Origin of the sequence: Rhizobium sp. NFR03 (assembly GCF_900111275.1) — a bacterium.
Taxonomy (GTDB): domain Bacteria; phylum Pseudomonadota; class Alphaproteobacteria; order Rhizobiales; family Rhizobiaceae; genus Ferranicluibacter.
In genome coordinates, this window is sequence record NZ_FOGR01000007.1 from 96,045 (window position 1) to 116,606 (window position 20,562).

The following is a 20,562-nucleotide window of genomic DNA, read 5'->3' on the forward strand; positions in this document are numbered from 1 at the left end:
GCAGGGCGCTGCGGGAGCAGGGCCTTGCCGTTATCGATCCACGCGGTCGTGGCGCGCCTTGTCTGGACGAGGTTGCCGCGCCCGTGCTCGACCTCGAGAGGAGAGCCGAATGACCGGATTGAACGATGTGACCCACCGGCATGACGCGGAGGTCGAGGCGCTTTCGGGCGGACCTGTCGCCAAGGGCGCGCCGATCCTCGAGCTGCGCGGCCTGCACAAGCGCTACGGAACGGTGGAAGCGCTGCGGCCTGCCTCCATCACCTTCCTTTCGGGCGAAATCCACGCCATCGTCGGCGAGAACGGCGCGGGGAAATCGACGCTGATCAAACTCCTGACGGGCGTCATCCGGCGCACCTCCGGAGAGGTCATCTGGTGTGGCCAACCGGTGCCGCTCGCCGATCCGAACGAAGCCATTTCGCGCGGCATCAATGCCGTGCATCAGGAGGTCGTGCTCTGCCCGCACCTGACGGTCGCGGCGAACATGTTCCTCGGCGACGAGATGAACCGGCGCGGCCTGATGCGCAAGCGGGCCATGACGGACGCGGCCCAGGCCGTGCTGAACGATCTCGGCTTCAACCTGCCGGCCGGCGCGCTGCTCTCAGACCTGACGATCGGCCAGCAACAACTGGTCGCCACCGCCCGCGCCGCCATGCGTGGCACGCAGTTTCTCATCTTCGACGAGCCGACAGCCTATCTGACGCGACAGGAATCGGCGCAGCTCTTCCGGCTGATCCGCCGCTTGCAGGGGCAGGGCGTCACCATCGTCTATATCAGCCACCGCATGGAGGAAGTGTTCGAGCTCGCCGACCGTGTTTCCGTTCTGCGCGACGGCACGCATGTCGGCACTCGCCTGATCGGCGAGACGAACGATGCCGAGCTGATCTCGATGATGATCAACCGCTCGATCGAACAGGTGTACCACAAAGAAACATTGCCGATCGGCAAGCCGATCGTGGAAACGCGTGGGCTTTCGGGCCCGGGGTTCCAGGACATCTCGCTGACCGTGCGCGCGGGCGAAATCGTCGGTCTCTACGGGCTGATCGGCGCCGGGCGCAGCGAGTTTGCCCTGGGCCTCTACGGGCGCGAGAAGGTAACGGCCGGCGAGATCCTGTTCGAGGGCAACAAAGTCGATATCCGCAACGAGCGTATCGCCATGGATCTCGGCATTGCGCTCGCGCCGGAAAGTCGCCGCGATCAAGGTCTCTGCCTCAACCTGCCGATTGGCCTCAACATCAACCTGCCGGTGTTCGACCGGCTGTCGAACGGCCTGACGATCAATCGCAAACGCGAGATCGCCAATGCAGACCGGCAGATCAGCGACCTGAAGATCAAGACGCCGACGAGGCGGGTGCTGGCCTCAGCCATGTCGGGCGGCAACCAGCAGAAGATCGTCATCGGCAAATGGCTGAGCCACGGCGCCAAGCTCTTCATCTTCGACGAGCCGACCGTCGGCGTCGATGTCGGCACGAAAGCCGAGATCTACCGGCTGTTCTCGAAACTTCTGGAAGAGGGCGCCGGCATCATCCTGATCTCGTCCTACCTGCCGGAGGTCTACGAACTCGCCGATACCCTGCACGTGTTCCGCCAGGGCAGACTGGTGGCAAGCCACGCCTATCGCACCGCGTCCCATGAGGATGTGCTGACGCAGGCGATCGGCGTCTAACCAAGAAAAGACCGGACATTGACGATGGGTGGAGAACAATCATGAGCGTAGAGACCACGACCGAGGCGGCGCCGGTACCGAAGAAGGGCATGAACATCCTGTTCGGCCTGACGCTTCTCGGGCTTCTTCTGTTCCTCTGGCTTCTTCTGGGCCTGTCGACCAACAGTTTCTGGACGTCCAACAATATCAGCAACCTGCTGCGGCAGGGCGCGATGACGGCCATTCTCGCGGTCGGTCAGACCTTCGTCATCATCACCGCCGGCATCGACCTGTCGGTTGGCGCGGTGGTCGGCTTTTCCAGCGTTACGATCGCGTGGCTGATGGCGCATGGCGTACCGCTCTGGCCCTCGATCGGCATCACCCTGCTCATCGGCGTACTCATCGGCGCCTTCCATGCCTTCGGCATCGTGCGCATGGGCTTGCCTGCCTTCATCATCACGCTCGCAACCCTGACGTCTCTGCGCGGTATCGGCCTGTTGATCACCAACGGTTCGACGATCTCCATCACCGACGAGAGTTTTGCCAACTTCTCCCGGGCCGATTTTCTCGGCGTGCCCAGCCTGTTCTGGATGGTGATCGTCGTCGCCATCCCGGCCTTCGTGTTCCTGCATCTCAGCCGCTGGGGCCGATATCTCTTCGCCGTCGGTTCCAATCGCGAGGCGGCCCGCCTCTCGGGCGTCAATGTGGAGCGCACGATCTACCTCGCCTATATCCTTTCCTCCACCTGCGCCGCCTTCGTCGGCATTCTCCTCGCATCCCGTATCGGCATCGGCAATGCGACACAGGCGGAAGGCTGGGAGCTTCAGGCGATCGCATCCTCGGTCATCGGCGGCACCAGCCTCTTCGGCGCGGTCGGCTCCGTCCACGGGCCGCTGCTGGGCGCATTCATTCTGGCGACGATCAACAATGGCGCAAACCTGCTGAACCTCAACTCGTTCTGGCAGCGGATCATCACCGGCGCCCTGATCATCATCATCGTCTATTTCGACCAGTTGCGTCGCCGCGGCTCGCGCTGAGCCCCTTCTTCGGGGGCGGGAAAGGTCACCCGGCTTCTCTCCCGTCCGCCTCCGCCATCCGCGCCAGCAGAAAGGCGACGGCAGATGCGATGGGGGCGATGACCGGCGCCGATACCTGTTGCTGAAGTGCCGCGGCCGCGCGACCGAGCGGACCGCCTCCGATGATGACGACATCCGCGCCGTCGAGTTCCAGCGATTGACGGACCGCGATTGCCAGCGCCTCGTTCAGCCGGTCCGGGTCACCGGTCAGACGCAAAGGATCCCCGGGCGTCAGGCGCGTGCCTGTGAAGCGATCCGAGAGCCCGAGGCTTGCTGCCTTTTCGGCAAAGCTTCCGACGAGTTCGGGCGTCACGGTGGCGATGCCGAACCGGCGTCCGCCTGCCGAGGCCTCGAGCATGCTGGCCTCGCAGAGCCCTGCCACAGGGATATCGACGCCTTGGCGCAGTGTCTCGATGCCGGGATCGCCGAAGGCGCAGATGATCAGGCCATCCGCGCTGCTCGCGGCGGAAAGGCCCATATCCACCACACCTGCGACGGACGCTTCCAGCTGCGCAGGGTCGAGGATCATGGGAACGCCGACGCTCGCGGTCATGCCGCTCGCTGTCACCTCAGGCGGAAGGCAGGCGCGGACGAGATCCGTCATCATGGCCGTGGTGACGGCCGAGGTGTTGGGGTTGATGACGACGATATGTTTCATGCTCTCTCGAATGCTTGTTATGCGGCGAACCTGAATTCAGATGAGGAGGCTACCACATCGTCCTGGCGGCGCGTGCCGCCCACTCGCGATCATAGGTCTCCTGATCGAAGCTGGCTTTTGCTTCCTTCAGAAGCTGACCTGCGCTCGGTAGGGTGGCCGGGTCCTGGAAGCGGTCGGGATTCCAGAGTTCGGAGCGGATAAGAGCGCGGGCGCACTGGAAATAGACCTCCTGGATCTCGACCACGATGACGCTGCGCGGGTGCTTGCCGTCCATTTCGAAGCTTTCGAGAAGCTCCGGATCGACCGAGACGGTGGCTGCGCCATTGATCCGCATGGTCGTGTTCGAGCCGGGGACGAGGAGCATGAGGGCGACGCGCGGGTCGCGCACGATGTTTCTGAGCGAATCGATGCGGTTGTTGCCGCGCCAGTCCGGCAGGAGCACGGTCTTCTCGTCGTGAACCCGAACGACGCTCGCCGCATCGCCACGCGGCGAACAGTCCATGCCTTCCGGCCCGATGGTTGCGAGGGCGAGAAACGGCGACGCCTCGATCATCGCGCGATATCCCGGTGTCAGTGCCGAGGTTACCTTGGCGGTGGAGGCTTCCGAGACGCCGTCATAGATGTCGGCAAGCTGGTCGATGGTGCGGATGGTCGTCATGGTCTTTCCCGTCTCCTTGTCTCCGCTCCTCTATCACCGTTTTATGACAGTTTTCGACCGGTCACGGAACGGCGGCGATTACAGGTCTGAGTCTTCGATCTGCGGCCAGCGCTCCAGCGCCTTGTGGCCATTTTCGGTCAGGCGATAGACCCCGCGCTCGACGCGTTCGAACCACCCGTAGACATTATCCTGAAGGATCGCAGCTGCCTTTGGCGCTTTCGGCCGCATCTCGACAGGGCGCACCCGGCCCGCGCGGATCGCTGCGGCGCAGAGAAGAGCTTGCTGGCGGTACGCCGTCATGACCGGCGCCCGCGCCCCGCCGCCCGCCGTCGGGTCGCCGTGGCGTGCACGGTGTTCTTTGACCAGGCGTGCCCGGCGCTTCGGGTTCGTTCGCGGCATGGGCGAGACGGCGCTGACGATGACGCTGACGGCCCCGGTATCGGCGACGCCCAGCATGCCGATACCGAGCCTGCGGCAGAGATCGCGATAGCGCTTGTCCGCCTCCCGCCCGCGCCCCTTCGCCGACACCCGCGCGGCGATCCACACTTCGTCGCAGACGGCAGCCCGATCGACGGCCTGCAGGATAAGTTCCAGATTGAAGGTCAGCTTCAGCTCGCAAACCACGACGATATCAGGCTCCCCGGAGCGAACGCCGACGAGGTCGCAGCTCGCGATTTCGCCTTTGACCTCGAATCCGAAGCTTTCCAGAAATGTCTTTACGGGCAGATAGAGAGTGGTTTCCACGATCGATTCCGGTGCGAAGGCCGGCTTTTACAGCAGATCGCCCGCCAGATCGAGCCTGTCGAGCAGCACCTACGACTGCGTCAGCGTCAGTGGATATCGCTCGGGGTGGTGGATGAGGGTCGTCATGTTGATCGGCCGGTTGCGGCGGTCGAACACGATCTGGTCTACGGTGAGGACCGCGGCGGGGCTCGCAAGCTCCAGACGTTCGGCTTCCCAGGGTGTAGCGATGCGGGCGCTCAGCGTCGTGTGGCCGCGCCCGGGCTGGATATGATAGCGGTCCCGCAGTTCGGCATAGAGCGAGCGGTTGGAGCCCGTCCAGTCGAGATCGGCCAGGCCCGGCACCTGAGCGGCTGGCAGCCAGTCCGTCTGGATCGCGACGGGCACGCCGTCGATGAGGCGGATCCGCTTGAGGATCACCACTTCCGCACCTTCGGGGAGAAACAGCGGGCGCGTGATGTCGGCGGCCGGTTTGTAGGCCTGCACCTCCACCAGCATGCTGCCGGGCTGCCGGTTGGTGGAAAGCGCGGTGGCGGTAAAGCTCTCCAGTACCTGCAACTCATAGCCGCGCGGGCGCAGTGTGACGTAAAGCCCCTTGCCCGGCTGGCTTTTCACCATGCCCTGTCGGATCAGATCCTGGATCGCGTGGCGCACCGTAATCCGGCTGACGCCGAAGGATTCGACGAGCTTGCGCTCGGAGGGCAGCTTGCCATTGTGCGGCAGGCGACCGTCCTCGATGGCGCGCATCAGCGCATCCTTCACCTGCTGGTGCAGAGGCCGAGGATCATCATGACGGACCATCGTGGCGAGCGGCGCATCGGCTGGCACGCTCCGGTTCCCGTCCACCAAAATGTCTGCTGCCGCACCGTCGCCCAACCGGATTCCTTTCCCGCTCGCGCCATCATTACAGATCTTGTCATAAGGCTGAAATATAAAATTCGACAGCGATTGACATAACTGGTCATATCCAGTCCAATCATCACCAGCGGCCGACAAAAATCAGAATGAAGACGCCGTCAGAGGAAAAAATCGAACAGGGGAACGACCGTCATGTTCAATCGAAAGCTTGCCTTCAGCCTTCCGCTTCTCGCGCTTATGGGCGCTGGCGCGGCACACGCCGAAACCGTGTCGGTCTTCTGCGCATCGACCGAGTTCGAACTCTGCACCAAGGCCGCCGCCGCCTGGAAGGAGAAGACCGGGAACGAGGCGAAAATCAACAAGATGCCGGCACTTCTGGACGATGCGATCCCGCTCTACCAGCAGCTGCTCGCTGCGAAGTCTACCGATGTCGATGTGCTCTTCCTCGACGTCATCTGGCTCGGCATGTTCAAGAACAACCTGCTCGACCTCTCGACTGTCGTGCCCAAGGCCGATCAGGACCAGCACTTCGCCTCCACGCTGAATGCAGCGAAGCTCGATGGCAAGCTCGTGGCGATGCCCGCTTACATGGACGTCGGCCTGATGTTCTACCGGAAGGATCTTCTGGAAAAATACGGCAAGCCTGCGCCCAAGACCTGGGAAGAGCTGACCGCGACCGCCAAGGAGATTCAGGACAAGGAACGTGCCGACGGCAAGTCCGACATGTGGGGCTATGCCTGGCAGGCCAAGAGCTTCGAAGGGCTGACCTGCGACGCTCTCGAGCTGATCAGCTCCAGCGGCGGCGGCACCATCCTTTCCGACGACGGCAAGGTGACGATCGATAATCCTGCGGCCGCCGGCGCGCTGACGCTTGCCAAAAGCTGGATCGGCACGATCAGCCCCGAAGGTGTGCTGAATTACGATGAGGAAGCCTCGCGTGCCGTCTTCGAATCCGGCAATGCCGTCTTCCACCGCAACTGGCCCTATGTCTGGGGAACGTCCCAGACGACCGGCAGCGCCGTGATCGACAAGGTCGGCATGATGCCGCTACCGGTCGGCAAGGCCGGCGAGAAGTCGTCCGGTTGCCTCGGCCCGATGTATTACGGCGTCTCGAAGTTCTCCACCAAGCCCGATATCGCGGCGAATTTCGTCGACTTCATCACGGGGCCGGACATGCAGAAGATGCGCGCCGTCGATGCCGCCTTCAATCCGTCCATCACGGCGCTCTATACCGATCCCGATGTTCTGAAGAAGATCCCGTTCCTCAAGGACAACCAGCAGGCCTTCGCCGATAGCGCAAGCCGGCCCTCCGGTTACACGGGCACCAGCTACAACCGTGTTTCTCAGGCGTTCTATCGCAGCGTCCACGATATGTTGTCGGGTAGCAAAGAGGTCGAGAGCAGCCTGAAGGATTTGGCTGCCCGCCTGGAGAAGCTGAAAGAAAGTCGCTAGGCCCTCCCAAGGCTGTCCTCCGTTTCCGTCTCTGATGACGGAAACGGAGGCGCGATGTGGTTCGGGCAGTCTCCCCGTTGCCTTTCCACCGTCTCGCATGACCACGAGCCTGCGGCAGTGCAGGCGCGGTGGCGTTCTATTGTCTCCCTGATCGGATTTGCCATGGCATCCATCGCTCTTTCTTCCGTCACCAAAGCCTACGGCACGCACACCGTCATCCGGGGCGTCGATCTTCAGATCGCGGACGGCGAGTTCATCGTATTCGTCGGCCCCTCGGGCTGCGGAAAATCCACGTTGCTGCGCATCGTCGCCGGCCTTGTCCCCGCTTCAAGCGGCCAAGTGCTCATCGACGGCGAGGAGGTGACGGACGTTCCGGCGTCCAAGCGCGGCGTCGCCTTCGTCTTCCAGTCCTATGCGCTCTATCCCCACATGAGCGTGGAGCGCAACATCGGCTTTGCGCTCGAGACCATGCGTCTCGGCAAGGACGCCATCCGGCGCAAGGTCGAGACCGTTGCCCGTATGCTGAAGGTCGATCATCTCCTCGCCCGGCGCCCGCGGGAACTCTCGGGCGGTCAGCGCCAGCGCGTGGCGATCGGCCGGGCCTTGGTGCGTGAGCCGGAGATCTTCCTGTTTGACGAGCCCTTGTCCAACCTCGATTCCGATCTGCGCATGGAAATGCGCATCGAAATCGCGCGGCTGCACGAGGATATCAAGACGACGATGGTCTACGTGACCCACGATCAGGCCGAGGCCATGACGCTTGCCGACCGCATCGTCGTGCTGAACCAAGGCTCGATCGAGCAGGTCGGTACGCCACTGGAACTCTATCAATCGCCGGTCAACCGTTTCGTCGCAGGCTTCATCGGCAGTCCACGAATGAACTTCGCCAGTCTGGCAGCGGGGCTTGAAGCAGGCGGGTTCTCGCTGCCGGCAGGGCTTGTCGCCGATGGCGGTCAGCCGGTCTCCATCGGTGTCCGGCCGGAGGCGCTCTCGATCGTCGCCGAGGGTGCGGGCCGGATGAACGGCATACTGGAACGTATCGAGGATCTCGGGCACGAGCACTTTGCCTATATCCGCCTGTCGGATGAGTCCATCTGGGTCGTGCGCGTGGCCGGCCGCCCGCCTGTTGAGCGGCGCAACCAGCCGGTCGGCCTGTCTTTCGCGGATGCCGACATCTTCGTCTTCGATTCAGAGGAAAAGCGGATGGACCACCGGTCTTCCGGCGCGTTGCCGGAGGGCACGCCCGTCGGAGGGAGGTCGCTTCATGAGCGCTAAGCTTGCCCGGCGGGAGCACCGTACCGCGTGGCTGTTCCTGACGCCGCTGGTCCTCGTCATGCTGATGGTCGCGGTATGGCCGCTCGGCCGGACCTTCTTCTTCAGCTTTACCGATGCCTATCTCGACGATCCCACCGTATATGGAATGGTCGGCATCTCGAATTTCATCGAGGTGATCAATGATCCCGCATGGTGGTCGGCGGTCCGCAACACGCTGACCTTCGCCGTCATATCGGTGGCTATCGAAACATTGCTCGGTCTCGGCATCGCGCTGTTACTGAACGAGGCCATTCCCGGACGAGGACTGCTGCGTGCGGCTATCCTTGTTCCCTGGGCCATCCCCGTCGTCGTCGCCACGAAGATCTGGGAATGGATGCTGAACGACCAGTTCGGCGTTTTCAACCGTATCCTGATCTCTCTCGGGTTGATCGACCACGGCATCGCCTGGACGGCGAGCAGCTCTCTGATCATGGGCGTGGTGATCTTCATCGACGTCTGGATGACGACACCCTTCATGGTGCTGCTCATTCTGGCCGGTCTGCAAACCATCCCGGGCGAGATGATGGAGGCGGCCGAGGTCGATGGCATCCCCGCCTGGAAGCGGTTCTGGTCGATCACGCTGCCCTTGCTGAAACCGGCGATCGGGGTGGCCGTGCTCTTCCGGTCGCTCGATGCGATCCGCATGTTCGACCTTGCCTATGTGCTCGCCGCCAGCAACCAGAATGTGATGACGGTCTCGATCTATGCGCGAGACCGGTTGATCAGCTTTCAGGAACTGGGTGTTGGCTCCGCAGCTTCGACATGGGTGTTTCTGCTGGTCGCGCTGGTCGCCATCATTCTCATCGGCGCGCTGCGTCTTGATCGTTCGGCGGGAGAGTGATCATGGCCACGACCACCTCCATTTCGCCATCTGCTCGCATCAAGCGCCGGTCGTCGGCCCATTATCGCCTGCGTCGCCGGGTCCGCAAAGGTGCTCTCGGTCTTCTCATCCTCCTCGTGCTCGCCTACACGCTGTTTCCCTATTACTGGGCGATCGTTTCTTCCACCAAGCAGGGAGCAGAACTTTACACGACGGCCTTTCTTCCGGCCTTGAACTTCGGCTATTACCGGCAGTTGTTCGATAATCCGGTTTTCATGGGATCGCTGCTCAATTCGGTCTTTGTGGCAACCGGCACGACCGTCGTGTCGCTGGCGCTCGGCATCGTCTCGGCTTATGCGCTCGGACGTCTGGATTTCCCACAGAAGCGCGTCGTTCTGATGGCGATCCTCATGATCTCCATCTTCCCGCAGGTCGCGGTCCTCTCCGGCATGTTCGAGCTCATCAACGCGCTCGGCCTCTACAATCGCCCGAGCGCGCTGATCGTCACCTATCTGCTCTCGACTGTGCCGTTCACGACCTGGATTCTCACGACCTTCATTCGCGAATTTCCGAGGGAGCTAGAGGAGGCGGCGCTGATCGACGGGTGCTCGCATTTCCGGATTCTCACGCGCATTCTGCTGCCGCTGATGGGGCCTTCACTGGCCAGCACCGGCATTCTCGCCTTCATTCTTGCCTGGAACGAGTTCCTGTTCGCGCTCACGTTCATGTTGACGGATGAGAACAAGACCGTGCCGGTGGCGATCGGCCTTATCGGGGGGACGACGCGCTATGAATATCCGTTCGGCCAGATCATGGCCGCTTCGGTCACCGTTACATTGCCGCTGATCATCGTCGTTCTGATCTTCCAGCGGCGCATCGTTGCCGGCCTCACCGCCGGTGCGGTCAAGGGATAAGGATTTCTGCCATGGACATGCTCGTCAATCTCTACGACCTCAAGCCGGATGCGGCACTCGATGACAAGGTGGCGCGTGAGGGCGTCGTCATCCGCCGCGCCTTGCCACCGGAACTGCACACGATCGCCACCTGGATCGGCCCACGCTTCGGACAGGGCTGGGTGAGCGAAGCGACGGTCGCAATGATGCGTCAGCCCGTTTCGCTGCTGGTCGCCGTCAGGCAGGGTGAGGTCGTCGGCTTTGCCTGCTACGACGCGACCGCCCGCGGCTTCTTCGGGCCAACCGGCGTGGACGAGGCGATGCGCGGCAAAGGCATCGGTCATGCGCTGCTTCTGAAGACGCTGCTTGCGATGTATGATCAGGGTTACGGATATGGCGTCATCGGTGGCGCTGGACCGACCGGCTTTTACAAGCGCGCTGTCGGCGCGGTGGTCATCGCCGGTTCGGAAGAGGGCATTTACAAGGGCATGCTGAACGCCGCTCATGCGACCGGCATCGACTATAGCTGACGCTTCGGTGCCAACTTTCATTGAACGCTACCGTACGCCCCCGCAAAAACGGATACGTAAGACGTCATTTACCTAATTTCTGGACCCGTCGTTAACAGCCGTCGAGCATCATGCGCTCCGAAACCGGAGACCGACCATGATATCGAGACGCATGCTTGCAGTGCTCCTTCTGACGCTTGTTTCCGCCAGCCCGACGCTGGCCGATGATCCGGTTTTGCGGATCGGCACCGAGGGAGCCTATCCGCCGTTCAACTTCTTCGACGATAAGGGCGAGCTCGCCGGCTTCGACGTCGATATCGCCAAGGCCCTTTGCAAGGAAATGCAGCGGACCTGCACCTTCGTCGTCATGCCCTGGGCGGAGATCATCGAGGGTCTCGAGCAGAACAAATACGACCTCATGGTCTCCAGCATGGCGTATACGGAAGAACGGGCAAAGCGCATTGCCTATTCCGATCCCTATTACCGCTCGCATGCCGTGTTCATCGGGGATGCGAAGAAGTACCAGGACATCAGTCCGGATGGCCTTGCCGGCGCGCGCATTACGGCTGGCAAGGGTACGATGCAGGCGCAATATCTCTCCAAGGTTTACGCGGCAAAGAGCACGCTCGTCTTTGGCGAGGATCAGCCCGCGGCCCAGTTGCTTCTCGAGCAAGGCAAGGCAGACCTTATGCTCGGTGACGCTATCGAGCTGATGAGTTTTCTCGAAAGTGCCGGCGGATCGGCTTTCGAGTTCATCGGTGATCCCGTCACCAACGACTTCCTGCAGAGCACCGCGCATGTCACGGCGCGCAAAAGCGATACGGCACTGTTGCAGCAGGTGAACGCCGCCATCAAGAAAACGCGCCTCGATGGAAGCTACGAGCGGATCAACGACGTCTATTTCCCCTTCAGCATCTATTGATCCATGACCTCTGCGCGCAAACCCCGGCATGGCATATCGATGCGGATCGTCGGCAGGGTCGCCCTGCTGCTCGTCTGCCTTTATGCGGGGATCGCGGCTACCTATTCCGTTCGTTTCCTGAACGGCATCGCGCGCGACGCGCAAACGGCCCGCGAGGAGCAGATCCCGCTGATTCTGTCCCAGAACAGAAACGCGCTGAAGGTCGAGCGGGCAGCGTCGCTCATCCGCTCGGTCTACCTTGCGCATGATCGAAAGATCGAGCGCCAGATCCAGCTTCAGTTGCAGACGCTCTGTCAGAGCTTCACCCTCGACGAGAACCAGACGCTGATCGACGGCGCGCGCGATATCGCGGCGTCCGTGAAGCTGATCGTATCGACCCGGGAAGCTGCCCGCAGGTTGCGCGATCCCGACGGTACCGAGGTGACGGCGGAAAAGGGAGAGCAGATCAAGGCTGCGGATGCCGCAAGCGCAGACGCCTATCAGCACGCCATCCGTACCGCTGACCGCCTGAGTGAAACCCTGGCGACGGACGCGCTGGTTCTTGCCGATAATATGGCCTCGACAATCGGCAGCGCTGCCCGCGAGGTCAAGCTCGGCTGGACGCTGATCCTTACCTTGCCGGTGTTGTTTTTCATGATGACCCTCTGGGTGGTCAGCCGGCATGTCGTGGCACCGATCGGAGCGGCGGTCGCGAGGCTCGAATCTATCAGCGGTGGTCACCCGGAAGGCGAGGGTCCGCGAACGCCGATTTTCCACGAACTCGCCACCATAACCGGTGCTGTCGAGGCCTACGGCGCGCTATCGAGCGATTTGACGCGTACGAATGCGCTCCTGAAGATTCTGTCCGATCGCGACGGTCTGACGGGCCTTGCGAACCGCCGCTCGCTGCAAGGTCTACTGGATTCGACGTTCCAGGCGGCGAAATCCGGCGGCCCCGAGATCGGCGTGATGATGATCGATCTCGATCACTTCAAGGCCATCAACGACACCTACGGGCACCATGCGGGCGATGCCTGCCTCGTGTCCGTTGCCACAGCTCTACAGCGTTTCGAGGAAAGCGACGGCGTCCATATCGGTCGTTACGGCGGCGAGGAGTTCGTGGCTCTGGTTTCCGGTTGCGACGAGAGGTCGCTCGGCGATATCGCGGAGCGCATTTGCCGGGACATCATGAGGCTCGAGGTGCACAGCGAGGACGGGCGGCGGATTTCACTGACCGCCAGTATCGGCGTGTCCCGTATGGCGAACCGGTCGCTCGACGGGGTTAACCAGTTGGTGTCGGAAGCCGATACGGCGCTCTATCAGGCCAAGCGGAATGGTCGGAATCGTGTCGTGTTTGCTGAGTCTGCCGTTACAGTCGATATGCCCAAACGCAACAGGCAGGCCTGAGCCTGCCTGTCGATACGTGTTCGGCGCGACGCCCTTAGCGGGTGCGGCCGTAAAGCCATGCGAGCGCGGCGACGATGGCAGCTGCGGCAAGGGGCTTTTCACGAATGCGGCTTTCGATATCGGCCACGTAGCCATCGATCGAGCCTTTGACATCCGACGAAGCCGATGAGCGCCGGCGCGAGCGCTCGTTACCGGTATGGTCGTTCGGTCCGGTGGTCGATGACATGGCGACCGGATCGGAGGCCGGAAACGTATCTTCCAGCGCCTTGTCCAGATCGCCTTCCGTTCCGCGACGGTCGCGATCACCCTGCTCGTTCTGCAAAGACCTTACGGCCGGCGAGATGTTGTTCTGGTTTGCCATGGTTGCTCCTTCGGTTCGATATGCCCGATAACGGGCGGTTGCGAGCGAAGTTCCACGCGACGGTGGGTATGCAGGCAGCGCACCCCGCGCGACCCGCCGACGCGCTCTATACCCTGCCTGACCGCGCCGGGGGTGGCATGGCGCGGGGCAGGCTGAGGCTGACGTTCAGGCCGCCCTCCGGCCGGTTTGCAAGCACGATGCCGCCGCCGTAGAGTTCGGCAACCTCCCGCGCGATCGTCAGCCCGAACCCGTCGCCCTGAACGGTCTCATCCATGCGGATGCCGGGCAGGAAGGCGTTGGCAATCCTGTCCTCGGCGATCCCCGGCCCGTCGTCCTCGATGCGCGTGACGACCATCCGGCCCTCGACGGTCGCCGTAATGTTGACGGACGTGCGCGCCCATTTGCAGGCGTTGTCGATCAGATTGCCGAGAATCTCATCGAGATCGTCGGCGGCGCAAGCGACGGCGATGCTGTCGGGAACGGCGACGTCCAGCGTCAGTTCGCGCTCCGCATGGATGCGGGAAAGGATCTGCACGAGGTCGGCGACGCTGGCACTGAGCGCGGTCGCGGCCCCCATGCCGGCGCCGGACATCGTCTTGCGAGCCCGCGCGAGGTGATGGCGTATGCGCGCGTCAATCCGCTCCACGAGCCGCCGCATCTCGCCGTCCGGGTCGTTGCGCTCGTCAAGCGCTAGCGAAAGGCTTGCCACCGGGGTCTTCAGGCCATGGGCGAGGTTGGCGAAATGCAGGCGGGTCTCGGCAAGCCGCTGACCGTTTGCCGCGACGAGCCTGTTGATTTCGTCCGTAACCGGCCGCAATTCCTCGGCGTCCGCCTCCGGTAGCCTCTCACGCGATCCCTCGGCTATATCCGCAATATCCACGGACAGCTTTTTTAAAGGACGCAGGCCGTACCGCACCTGCAGCAGGGTCCCCAGAACAAGACTGAACCCCAGAACCACCATGGCCGGCACAAGCCAGAACAGCGCCCGCCGCGCAGGATCGTTCAGGGCCGCCTGTGGCGCTGTCGCGGAAATTTCAAACATCCGATCGCCGATCCGGGCTTGGGCAGTCCGGATGTGCAAGTCCATGCCACCGTCTCCGGCGGGCTCCACCCGCTGCTGCGGCTCGCCCGGGCTGGGTCGATGCCGGCCGGGCAAGGGGCGCGGAGGGCTTTCGATCGTGCGGCCGCCGAGGGACAGCGACGTGATCGGCGCGCCGTCTCCGGTCACCTGCCAATACCAGCCCGAGCCGATGCGGTCGAAAGGCGGCCCGTCGAGGGATGCACCGAGAGCCATCACGCCCTCCGGGTTGAGGACCAGGGTGCTGCGCAGGGCGTCGATCTGGGTGTCGAGCCTCTGGTCGATCTGTTCGCGCACGACGGCGGCCACGATCAGCCAGAGAATGACGGCGGCAACCACCAGGGCTGCGGTGACGAACAGCGTCGAGAAGATCAGCAGGCGGGCAGAGATGGTCGATCGGGACGGGAGAGCCGGGATCTTCATATCGCTGCCGTCAGCATGTAGCCGCGACCGCGAACGGTCTCGATCCGCTCCGCACCGATCTTGCGGCGGAGCCTTGCGATGATGACCTCGATCGAGTTGGAATCGACCTCCGCATCTCCCTCGTAAACCCGCTCGATCAATTCGCGACGATCGACGATGACGTCCCGGCGCAGGATGAGGCACGACAGAACCCGCCATTCGAGCGCGGTCAACTTGAGCGGCAGCCCTTCCAGCTCGAAGGTGCCGAGCTGCGCGTCGAACACGAGCGGTCCGCATGTCACGAGCGATGAGGCATGCCCCGTGGCCCGGCGGACGAGCGCGCGCAGGCGTAGCACGAGCTCCTCCACCTTGAACGGCTTGGTCATGAAGTCGTCGGCGCCCGCCTTGAAGCCGGCAACTTTGTCGGGCCATCCATCGCGCGCGGTCAGGATCATCACCGGAAAGACCCGCTCCGCTTGCCGCCATGCCTTGAGGACCGAAATGCCGTCCTTGCGGGGCAGGCCGAGGTCGAGCACGGCGACGTCGAAGATCTCGGTGAGACCGGCATGTTCCGCATCCTCGCCATTGGTCGCGATATCCACGACGAAACTCTCTGTGCGCAGGCTGGTGGCGATACGCCGGGAGAGATCGGCGTCGTCCTCGACAAGAAGAACTCTCATGGCATCCCGTTTCCCGCTGATTGAGGATGAGGACATAGGGCGCGGTGGCTTAACTCAAGCTGAACCGCGGGGTTCAGGCTGCCGGTGGCGAGGTCTTGCTAGAAGGATCTGGTCAACAAGGACAGGAGAACACGATGTCGAACGAAGAAATCCATACTGGCACTGAACAGGCCGCTCACCCTGCTTCCGCAGACCGCGCGGCACCCCCGCACCGCAGGCGTTCGTCGCGGCTGGCGCTCACCGGTGTCGCTTCCATCGCCCTTCTTGCCCTCGGCATTGCCGGCGGAGCGGGCGCCATGAAGCTTGCCAGGCCGAACGTCGAGATGGCCCCGATGGCGCCCGTCGCCATTTCCACCATGCCGGAAGGGGACCTCGTCACCATCAAGGGCAAGGTCGCCGAAATCTTCGGCAACAAGTTCGTGCTTCAGGATACCAGCGGTCGGGCATTGGTGGAGACCGGCCCGACGGGTGAGGACGGAAGGCTCGTCACGGTCAACGAGGAGATCAGCGTTCAGGGGCGCTTCGATGACGGCTTCCTGCATGCGAGCTTCCTCGTCCACCCGGATGGGAAGATCGAAGCGCTCGGCCCGGCCGGCAAGCCGCCGCATCGCGGCCATGGCCCGCGTCCCGGTCCCGATGGCGGCCCGAAGGGCGGACCTGATGCGCGGTCCGATGCCGGTCCCGGCCCGGTGGCAGGCCCTGTCGCTGGCGAAGAGGCGCCGCGGCCACCGCAGCCGTAATCAACCGCGGCGGCGTACCTCCGGATGATAAGCGCACGGCGTTCCGGGGTAGCCGCCCCCGGGACGCCGTTCTTGTGGTTTTTCGTCTTCAACGTGCAGGGGAATGTTGCGAGCCTCTTGAATCCGCAAGAAATCTTCGCCAACTGGTCGTTCGAATTTCGATCATGACGGAGAAGATGAGATATGACGAACCTTGATGCGGAGCGCCCCGCCGAGAGCCATGTTTTCGAAGCCGACGTGTCGCGCCTTCTGCACATGATGGTGCACTCGGTCTACTCGGATAAGGACGTGTTCCTGCGCGAGCTGATATCGAATGCGGCCGACGCGTGCGAGAAGCTCCGCTTTGAAGCCATCGCCGCGCCGAACCTGCTGGGCAGCGATGGCGACAGCTGGATCACACTGACGCTCGACGAGGAGAACCGCCGTCTCGTCGTGGACGATAACGGCATCGGCATGAGCCGCGAAGAGCTGATCGAGGCGCTGGGCACGATTGCGCGCTCCGGCACCCGCGCTTTCATGGAGCGCATCGAGGCCAACAAGGCAGGCGAGGGCGCGCAGCTGATCGGTCAGTTTGGCGTTGGCTTCTATTCCTGCTTCATGGTGGCTGACCGGGTCGATGTCGTCTCGCGGCGTGCCGGATCGGAAGAGGCCTGGCTCTGGTCTTCGGACGGGCAGGGCGCCTATACCGTGAGCCCGGTCGATCTGGCGGACGCCCCGGCGCGCGGCACACGCATCACGCTCAATCTGATGGAAGATGCCAAAGCCTACGCCTCGCGCTGGTCCGTCGAGCGGATCGTCAAGGAGCAATCCGGCCATGTGCCGGTGCCGATCTCGATTGTCGAGAAGCCCGGTGCCGAGCCCGCGCAGCTGACGGACGGCACAGCGCTCTGGACACGCTCGAAGAACGAGGTCTCCAAGGAGGACCATGCCGACTTCTACCGCAGCCTTTCCGGGCAGTACGATGAGCCGGCGCTGACTGTGCATTTCCGTGCCGAGGGCCGGCACGAATATACGACGCTTGCCTACATTCCCGGCGCGCAACCGTTCGACATGTTCGATCCGGATCGCAAGGGCCGCATGAAGCTCTACGTCAAGCGCATCTTCATCACCGACGAGGCCGAAGTCCTTCCGCGCTATCTTCGCTTCGTTCGCGGTCTGGTCGATACCGCGGATCTTCCGTTGAACGTCTCGCGCGAGATGATCCAGGAAAGCCCGATCCTGTCGGCGATCCGCAAGGGCGTGACCAGCCGCATCATCACTGCGATCGAAAAGCTGGCGGAAAGCGACGCCGAGGCGTTTGCGAAGGTGTGGGAAAACTTCGGTGCGGTGCTGAAGGAAGGTATCTACGAGGATGGCGAGCGGCGCACGCAGCTTCTGTCTCTGGCCCGCTTCAGGACGACGGCCCCGGGCGAGGAACGTCGCTCGCTCAAGCAATATGTCGAAGACGCCAAGCCGGAACAGTCGGCGATCTACTACCTGACCGGCACAAGTGTCGAACAGCTCAAGGCCTCGCCGCAACTGGAAGGTTTCCGGGCGCGCGGGATCGAGGTTCTGCTCCTGACGGACCAGATCGACAGTTTCTGGGTCATGACCGCTGGCGAGTTCGAGGGCAAGACCTTCAAGTCGATCACGCAGGGCGCCGCCGACCTTGCGCAGTTCGCCAAGCCGGAGGGTGAGGCCGAAACGGACAGCGCGCCGTCAGCCGATGTCGCGACCTTCATCGCCTATGCCAAGGAGAAGCTTGGCGGCGAGGTCTCCGACGTTCGCGCCTCCGACCGCTTGACGGAAAGCGCTGTCTGCCTCGTTGCATCCGAAGGCGGCTACGACCGGCAGATGGAGAAGATCCTGCAAGGTGCCGGCAGGCTGGAGCTGTCTGCAAAGCCCATCCTCGAGATCAATCCGTCGCATCCACTGGTCAAGGCGATTGCCGCCAAGGCTGATGGTACAGCGCTGAAGGAGGATGCCGCTTTGCTCCTTCTCGATCAGGCACGCGTGCTCGACGGCGACAAGCCGGCCGATCCCCGTGCCTTCGCCGAGCGCCTGACACGCGTGTTCGAGCGCGCCTTGCAGGCTTGACGTTCATGCGTCCGGCCCGCGGCTTTTCTGCGGGCCGGCGCTTCGTCGGCATGGCTGCGGCGTACATTTTCCTACTGTAACTCCGACGTCATTTCTCCGTTCGGGTCAAAGATCATCCTGCCGCCGATGTGTGGCGATGACGGAGAAAGGAACGACCATGCAGACGGATGTACAAGGTTCACCACGAGATGAGGGCCGTCCGGAGGCGCGGGCGCTTCCCTCCGTTATCGCGCATCTGATCGCAGCAAAGGATATCGCGCGTTTCGAAGAGGCGCGCACATCTCGTCCCCTTGTTCATGTCATCGACGCAGCACTCGATGCCGCATATCGGCACTACCGGATGGCCGCAGATTGAGGCATCTTTCACAAAATTGCCTCTTGGTTGAAGACATTGCCGGATACGGGCTGTGAAGAAAAATCATGCCTAAATCAGAAGATGGTACATGAACAAAGGTGCGAACGAGGCGTTTCGGAGGACCACTGAACAGTAGGATACCCTATGAAGCATCTCCTCCTTCTTACCGGTTTTTCCCTGTCGCTTGCTGCGGGATCAGGGATGGCTCAGGATACGCCGCCGCCACCGCCAGCTCCTCCCGTCGCAGCTGATGCCATGGCCCCGCCGCCGCCGCCGCCACCACCGGCTGGTCCGCGTGGTCCTGAAGAAGCAATGAGGGGCGGTAAGGGTCCGCACGGTCCCGAAGGTCATCGCCCGCCGCCGCCACCGTCAAAGGCGGCGCATTATCGGATCGAAACGGACGATGTGAAGATCGATCTGAAATGCGCCGACGACGAGCCTGCGAAGGCCTGCGCCGACCTCCTGATGTCGACCATCGACAAGCTCGGGATCGCACGAGACTAGATCCCTCGCCAGATGACGCATTGACGAGACGTCCTACACCGGCAGGTCTCCACTGCCGGTGTTCTTTTTCGAGGAAATGTTCGTCCGCGACGAACGCTGATAGCTATCGAGCGCCCGGCAATGGCGCTCTCCGAATGTCGTTCAGAAGCGTGACCAAGCCTTGAGCCTGATGCGCTGCCAGCGCCTTGCCCTTGTCTATCGTGGCTTGTGCTGCCTCGCCGACAGCCCCGGCCGGGTTGAGATCGCTGGCAATCCACGCGTAGGCGTGTGTGCCTGTGGCGCGCAACAGCGCAAAATCCTCTTCATCCCGCATAACGGTCGAGGCAAAATCCTCGGCCTTTTCCATATCGACGGCTTCCGGCCGGAAGTTCAGGATGAGGGATGTCTCGGCGTCACCCCCGTGAATTCCGAAGCGGTTCTCTACATCCGAGAAAAGCCCTTCCGGCTTGCCAAAGCGGGACCAAGAGGTTTTTGCTACCAGCATTCCCTCGGTCACCCGAAGTTCGCGCGCGACAATGCCCATGACCTCTTCGTTGCCGCCGTGAGAGTTGACGATGACCAGTTTGCGGATGCCCGCGCGGGCGACCGACTGCCCGAGCGCGATCCAGTGGTCGATCAGCACGGTCGCCGGAATGGTCAGCGTGCCCGGCGCGTGCAGATGTTCGTTCGACTTGCCGACCGATTGAATGGGCAGAATGCGCAGGTCCAGATCTCGCGGTAACAAGGGGGTCAGCGTCTTCAGCATGCCCCGCGCGATCGTCGCATCCGTGCCGCAGCCGAGATGGGGCCCGTGCTGCTCCGTTGCCGCGATGGGCAACAGCGCAATCGTCTCCATCGGATCGATGTTCTGAAAGTCTGTGGTCGCAAAATCGCCCCACCAAATCTTCCGTCGCTCGCTCATGGTCTCGGTTCCTCTTCTGCCAAGGGCGTATCGACACCGGCCGCGACGACCTCGATCTCCACCACGAACTCTGCACGTGTAAAGCCGTTGACGATCATCAGGGTCGATGCCGGGGGATGCTCTGCAAACAGCCTATCGCGCACGCGCATGTAAGGCGCCATGTGCTCGCGGCCGGTGACATAGGCGTTGATCCGTACGACATGGGCAAGACTCATTCCGGCCCCTTCGAGGATCGCCTTGATATTGGCAAAGCAGATCTCGGCCTGTCCCTCGCAGTCAGGCGGCACGGTCTCGTCAGCCCCGAGGCCCAGTTGCCCGGAGCAGAAGACGAGCCGCGCACCGGCAGCGATTTCGACGCCATGGCTGTAGGCCGCAAAGGGTGGCGCTATGCCTGCGACAGGAACGGGACGATGCGCCGGATTCGACGCGGTGGGAGATGTGGAGAATTTCGAAAAAATGCCTTGCAATTGTGCATGCCTCTTTTAGTATCATCGCATTCCGCTGATACAGTACACATTCGAAAGCCGATTACCACC

At 62.7% G+C, this 20,562-nt stretch carries 22 protein-coding genes; 13 read left to right on the forward strand and 9 right to left on the reverse strand.

Going from position 1 to position 20,562, the window contains the following annotated elements:
- Nucleotides 1-109: 109 nt before the first annotated feature.
- On the forward strand, nt 110-1,663 hold the full coding sequence (locus BSG19_RS19790; RefSeq protein ID WP_092989749.1) for a sugar ABC transporter ATP-binding protein: 1,554 nt from the start codon (nt 110-112) through the stop codon (nt 1,661-1,663).
- Between the two features lie 41 nt (nt 1,664-1,704).
- The gene (locus BSG19_RS19795) at nt 1,705-2,679 is read left to right on the forward strand and encodes an ABC transporter permease (RefSeq protein WP_092989750.1); all 975 of its coding nucleotides are present in this window, start codon (nt 1,705-1,707) and stop codon (nt 2,677-2,679) included.
- Nucleotides 2,680-2,704: 25 nt separating this feature from the next.
- Here BSG19_RS19795 and BSG19_RS19800 read toward each other — a convergent pair whose 3' ends face one another.
- The 4 genes from BSG19_RS19800 to BSG19_RS19815 all read right to left on the reverse strand — a co-directional run bounded on the left by BSG19_RS19800 (nt 2,705) and on the right by BSG19_RS19815 (nt 5,576).
- A complete protein-coding gene (locus tag BSG19_RS19800) occupies nt 2,705-3,376 on the reverse strand; it encodes an aspartate/glutamate racemase family protein (protein WP_092989751.1) in 672 nt (223 codons plus the stop codon).
- Nucleotides 3,377-3,425: 49 nt separating this feature from the next.
- Nucleotides 3,426-4,034, reverse strand: coding sequence for a pyridoxamine 5'-phosphate oxidase family protein (locus BSG19_RS19805; protein WP_092989752.1), 609 nt, complete (start codon nt 4,032-4,034; stop codon nt 3,426-3,428).
- A gap of 78 nt (nt 4,035-4,112) precedes the next feature.
- A complete protein-coding gene (locus BSG19_RS19810) occupies nt 4,113-4,778 on the reverse strand; it encodes a DUF2161 domain-containing phosphodiesterase (protein ID WP_092989753.1) in 666 nt (221 codons plus the stop codon).
- A 69-nt stretch (nt 4,779-4,847) separates the two neighbouring features.
- Nucleotides 4,848-5,576 (reverse strand): GntR family transcriptional regulator, encoded by a 729-nt coding sequence (locus tag BSG19_RS19815; RefSeq protein WP_092989815.1) that lies wholly within the window; start codon nt 5,574-5,576, stop codon nt 4,848-4,850.
- A 249-nt stretch (nt 5,577-5,825) separates the two neighbouring features.
- Between BSG19_RS19815 and BSG19_RS19820 the strand changes: the two genes are divergently transcribed.
- The 7 genes from BSG19_RS19820 to BSG19_RS19850 all read left to right on the forward strand — a co-directional run bounded on the left by BSG19_RS19820 (nt 5,826) and on the right by BSG19_RS19850 (nt 12,929).
- Nucleotides 5,826-7,085, forward strand: coding sequence for an ABC transporter substrate-binding protein (locus BSG19_RS19820; protein WP_092989754.1), 1,260 nt, complete (start codon nt 5,826-5,828; stop codon nt 7,083-7,085).
- 162 nt (nt 7,086-7,247) lie between these two features.
- Nucleotides 7,248-8,360 (forward strand): ABC transporter ATP-binding protein, encoded by a 1,113-nt coding sequence (locus BSG19_RS19825; protein ID WP_092989816.1) that lies wholly within the window; start codon nt 7,248-7,250, stop codon nt 8,358-8,360.
- Nucleotides 8,350-9,240 (forward strand): carbohydrate ABC transporter permease, encoded by an 891-nt coding sequence (locus BSG19_RS19830; RefSeq protein WP_092989755.1) that lies wholly within the window; start codon nt 8,350-8,352, stop codon nt 9,238-9,240. Before BSG19_RS19825 ends, BSG19_RS19830 begins: the two co-directional genes overlap by 11 nt.
- Nucleotides 9,241-9,242: 2 nt before the next feature.
- The gene (locus BSG19_RS19835; RefSeq protein ID WP_092989756.1) at nt 9,243-10,133 is read left to right on the forward strand and encodes a carbohydrate ABC transporter permease; all 891 of its coding nucleotides are present in this window, start codon (nt 9,243-9,245) and stop codon (nt 10,131-10,133) included.
- An 11-nt stretch (nt 10,134-10,144) separates the two neighbouring features.
- Nucleotides 10,145-10,642 carry a GNAT family N-acetyltransferase gene (locus BSG19_RS19840; protein WP_092989757.1) on the forward strand — a complete coding sequence of 166 codons (498 nt, stop codon included), beginning with the start codon at nt 10,145-10,147 and terminating at the stop codon, nt 10,640-10,642.
- A 136-nt stretch (nt 10,643-10,778) separates the two neighbouring features.
- Nucleotides 10,779-11,543 (forward strand): transporter substrate-binding domain-containing protein, encoded by a 765-nt coding sequence (locus tag BSG19_RS19845; RefSeq protein ID WP_092989758.1) that lies wholly within the window; start codon nt 10,779-10,781, stop codon nt 11,541-11,543.
- Between the two features lie 3 nt (nt 11,544-11,546).
- Entirely contained in the window at nt 11,547-12,929 is a 1,383-nt protein-coding gene (locus tag BSG19_RS19850) for a GGDEF domain-containing protein (protein WP_092989759.1), read from the forward strand.
- A 34-nt stretch (nt 12,930-12,963) separates the two neighbouring features.
- Here the strand turns inward: BSG19_RS19850 and BSG19_RS19855 are convergent, their stop codons facing one another.
- The 3 genes from BSG19_RS19855 to BSG19_RS19865 all read right to left on the reverse strand — a co-directional run bounded on the left by BSG19_RS19855 (nt 12,964) and on the right by BSG19_RS19865 (nt 15,450).
- Nucleotides 12,964-13,290, reverse strand: coding sequence for a hypothetical protein (locus tag BSG19_RS19855; protein ID WP_092989760.1), 327 nt, complete (start codon nt 13,288-13,290; stop codon nt 12,964-12,966).
- 106 nt (nt 13,291-13,396) lie between these two features.
- Entirely contained in the window at nt 13,397-14,791 is a 1,395-nt protein-coding gene (locus BSG19_RS19860; RefSeq protein WP_092989761.1) for a sensor histidine kinase, read from the reverse strand.
- Nucleotides 14,788-15,450: a response regulator gene (locus BSG19_RS19865; RefSeq protein WP_092989762.1), complete on the reverse strand. Its 663-nt coding sequence runs from the start codon at nt 15,448-15,450 to the stop codon at nt 14,788-14,790. Before BSG19_RS19865 ends, BSG19_RS19860 begins: the two co-directional genes overlap by 4 nt.
- 134 nt (nt 15,451-15,584) lie before the next feature.
- Between BSG19_RS19865 and BSG19_RS19870 the strand changes: the two genes are divergently transcribed.
- From BSG19_RS19870 to BSG19_RS19885, 4 genes are all read left to right on the forward strand, one after another.
- The gene (locus BSG19_RS19870) at nt 15,585-16,190 is read left to right on the forward strand and encodes a hypothetical protein (RefSeq protein WP_244529334.1); all 606 of its coding nucleotides are present in this window, start codon (nt 15,585-15,587) and stop codon (nt 16,188-16,190) included.
- A 183-nt stretch (nt 16,191-16,373) separates the two neighbouring features.
- Entirely contained in the window at nt 16,374-18,266 is a 1,893-nt protein-coding gene (gene htpG / locus BSG19_RS19875) for a molecular chaperone HtpG (RefSeq protein WP_092989763.1), read from the forward strand.
- A 157-nt stretch (nt 18,267-18,423) separates the two neighbouring features.
- Nucleotides 18,424-18,621: a hypothetical protein gene (locus BSG19_RS19880; protein ID WP_139274800.1), complete on the forward strand. Its 198-nt coding sequence runs from the start codon at nt 18,424-18,426 to the stop codon at nt 18,619-18,621.
- A gap of 144 nt (nt 18,622-18,765) precedes the next feature.
- A complete protein-coding gene (locus tag BSG19_RS19885) occupies nt 18,766-19,125 on the forward strand; it encodes a hypothetical protein (RefSeq protein WP_092989765.1) in 360 nt (119 codons plus the stop codon).
- Between the two features lie 103 nt (nt 19,126-19,228).
- Here the strand turns inward: BSG19_RS19885 and BSG19_RS19890 are convergent, their stop codons facing one another.
- Together BSG19_RS19890 and BSG19_RS19895 are read right to left on the reverse strand one after the other, a co-directional pair.
- Nucleotides 19,229-20,026, reverse strand: a complete 798-nt coding sequence (locus BSG19_RS19890; protein ID WP_092989766.1) for a creatininase family protein — start codon at nt 20,024-20,026, stop codon at nt 19,229-19,231.
- Nucleotides 20,023-20,415 (reverse strand): RidA family protein, encoded by a 393-nt coding sequence (locus tag BSG19_RS19895; RefSeq protein WP_092989817.1) that lies wholly within the window; start codon nt 20,413-20,415, stop codon nt 20,023-20,025. Before BSG19_RS19895 ends, BSG19_RS19890 begins: the two co-directional genes overlap by 4 nt.
- Nucleotides 20,416-20,562: the final 147 nt, after the last annotated feature.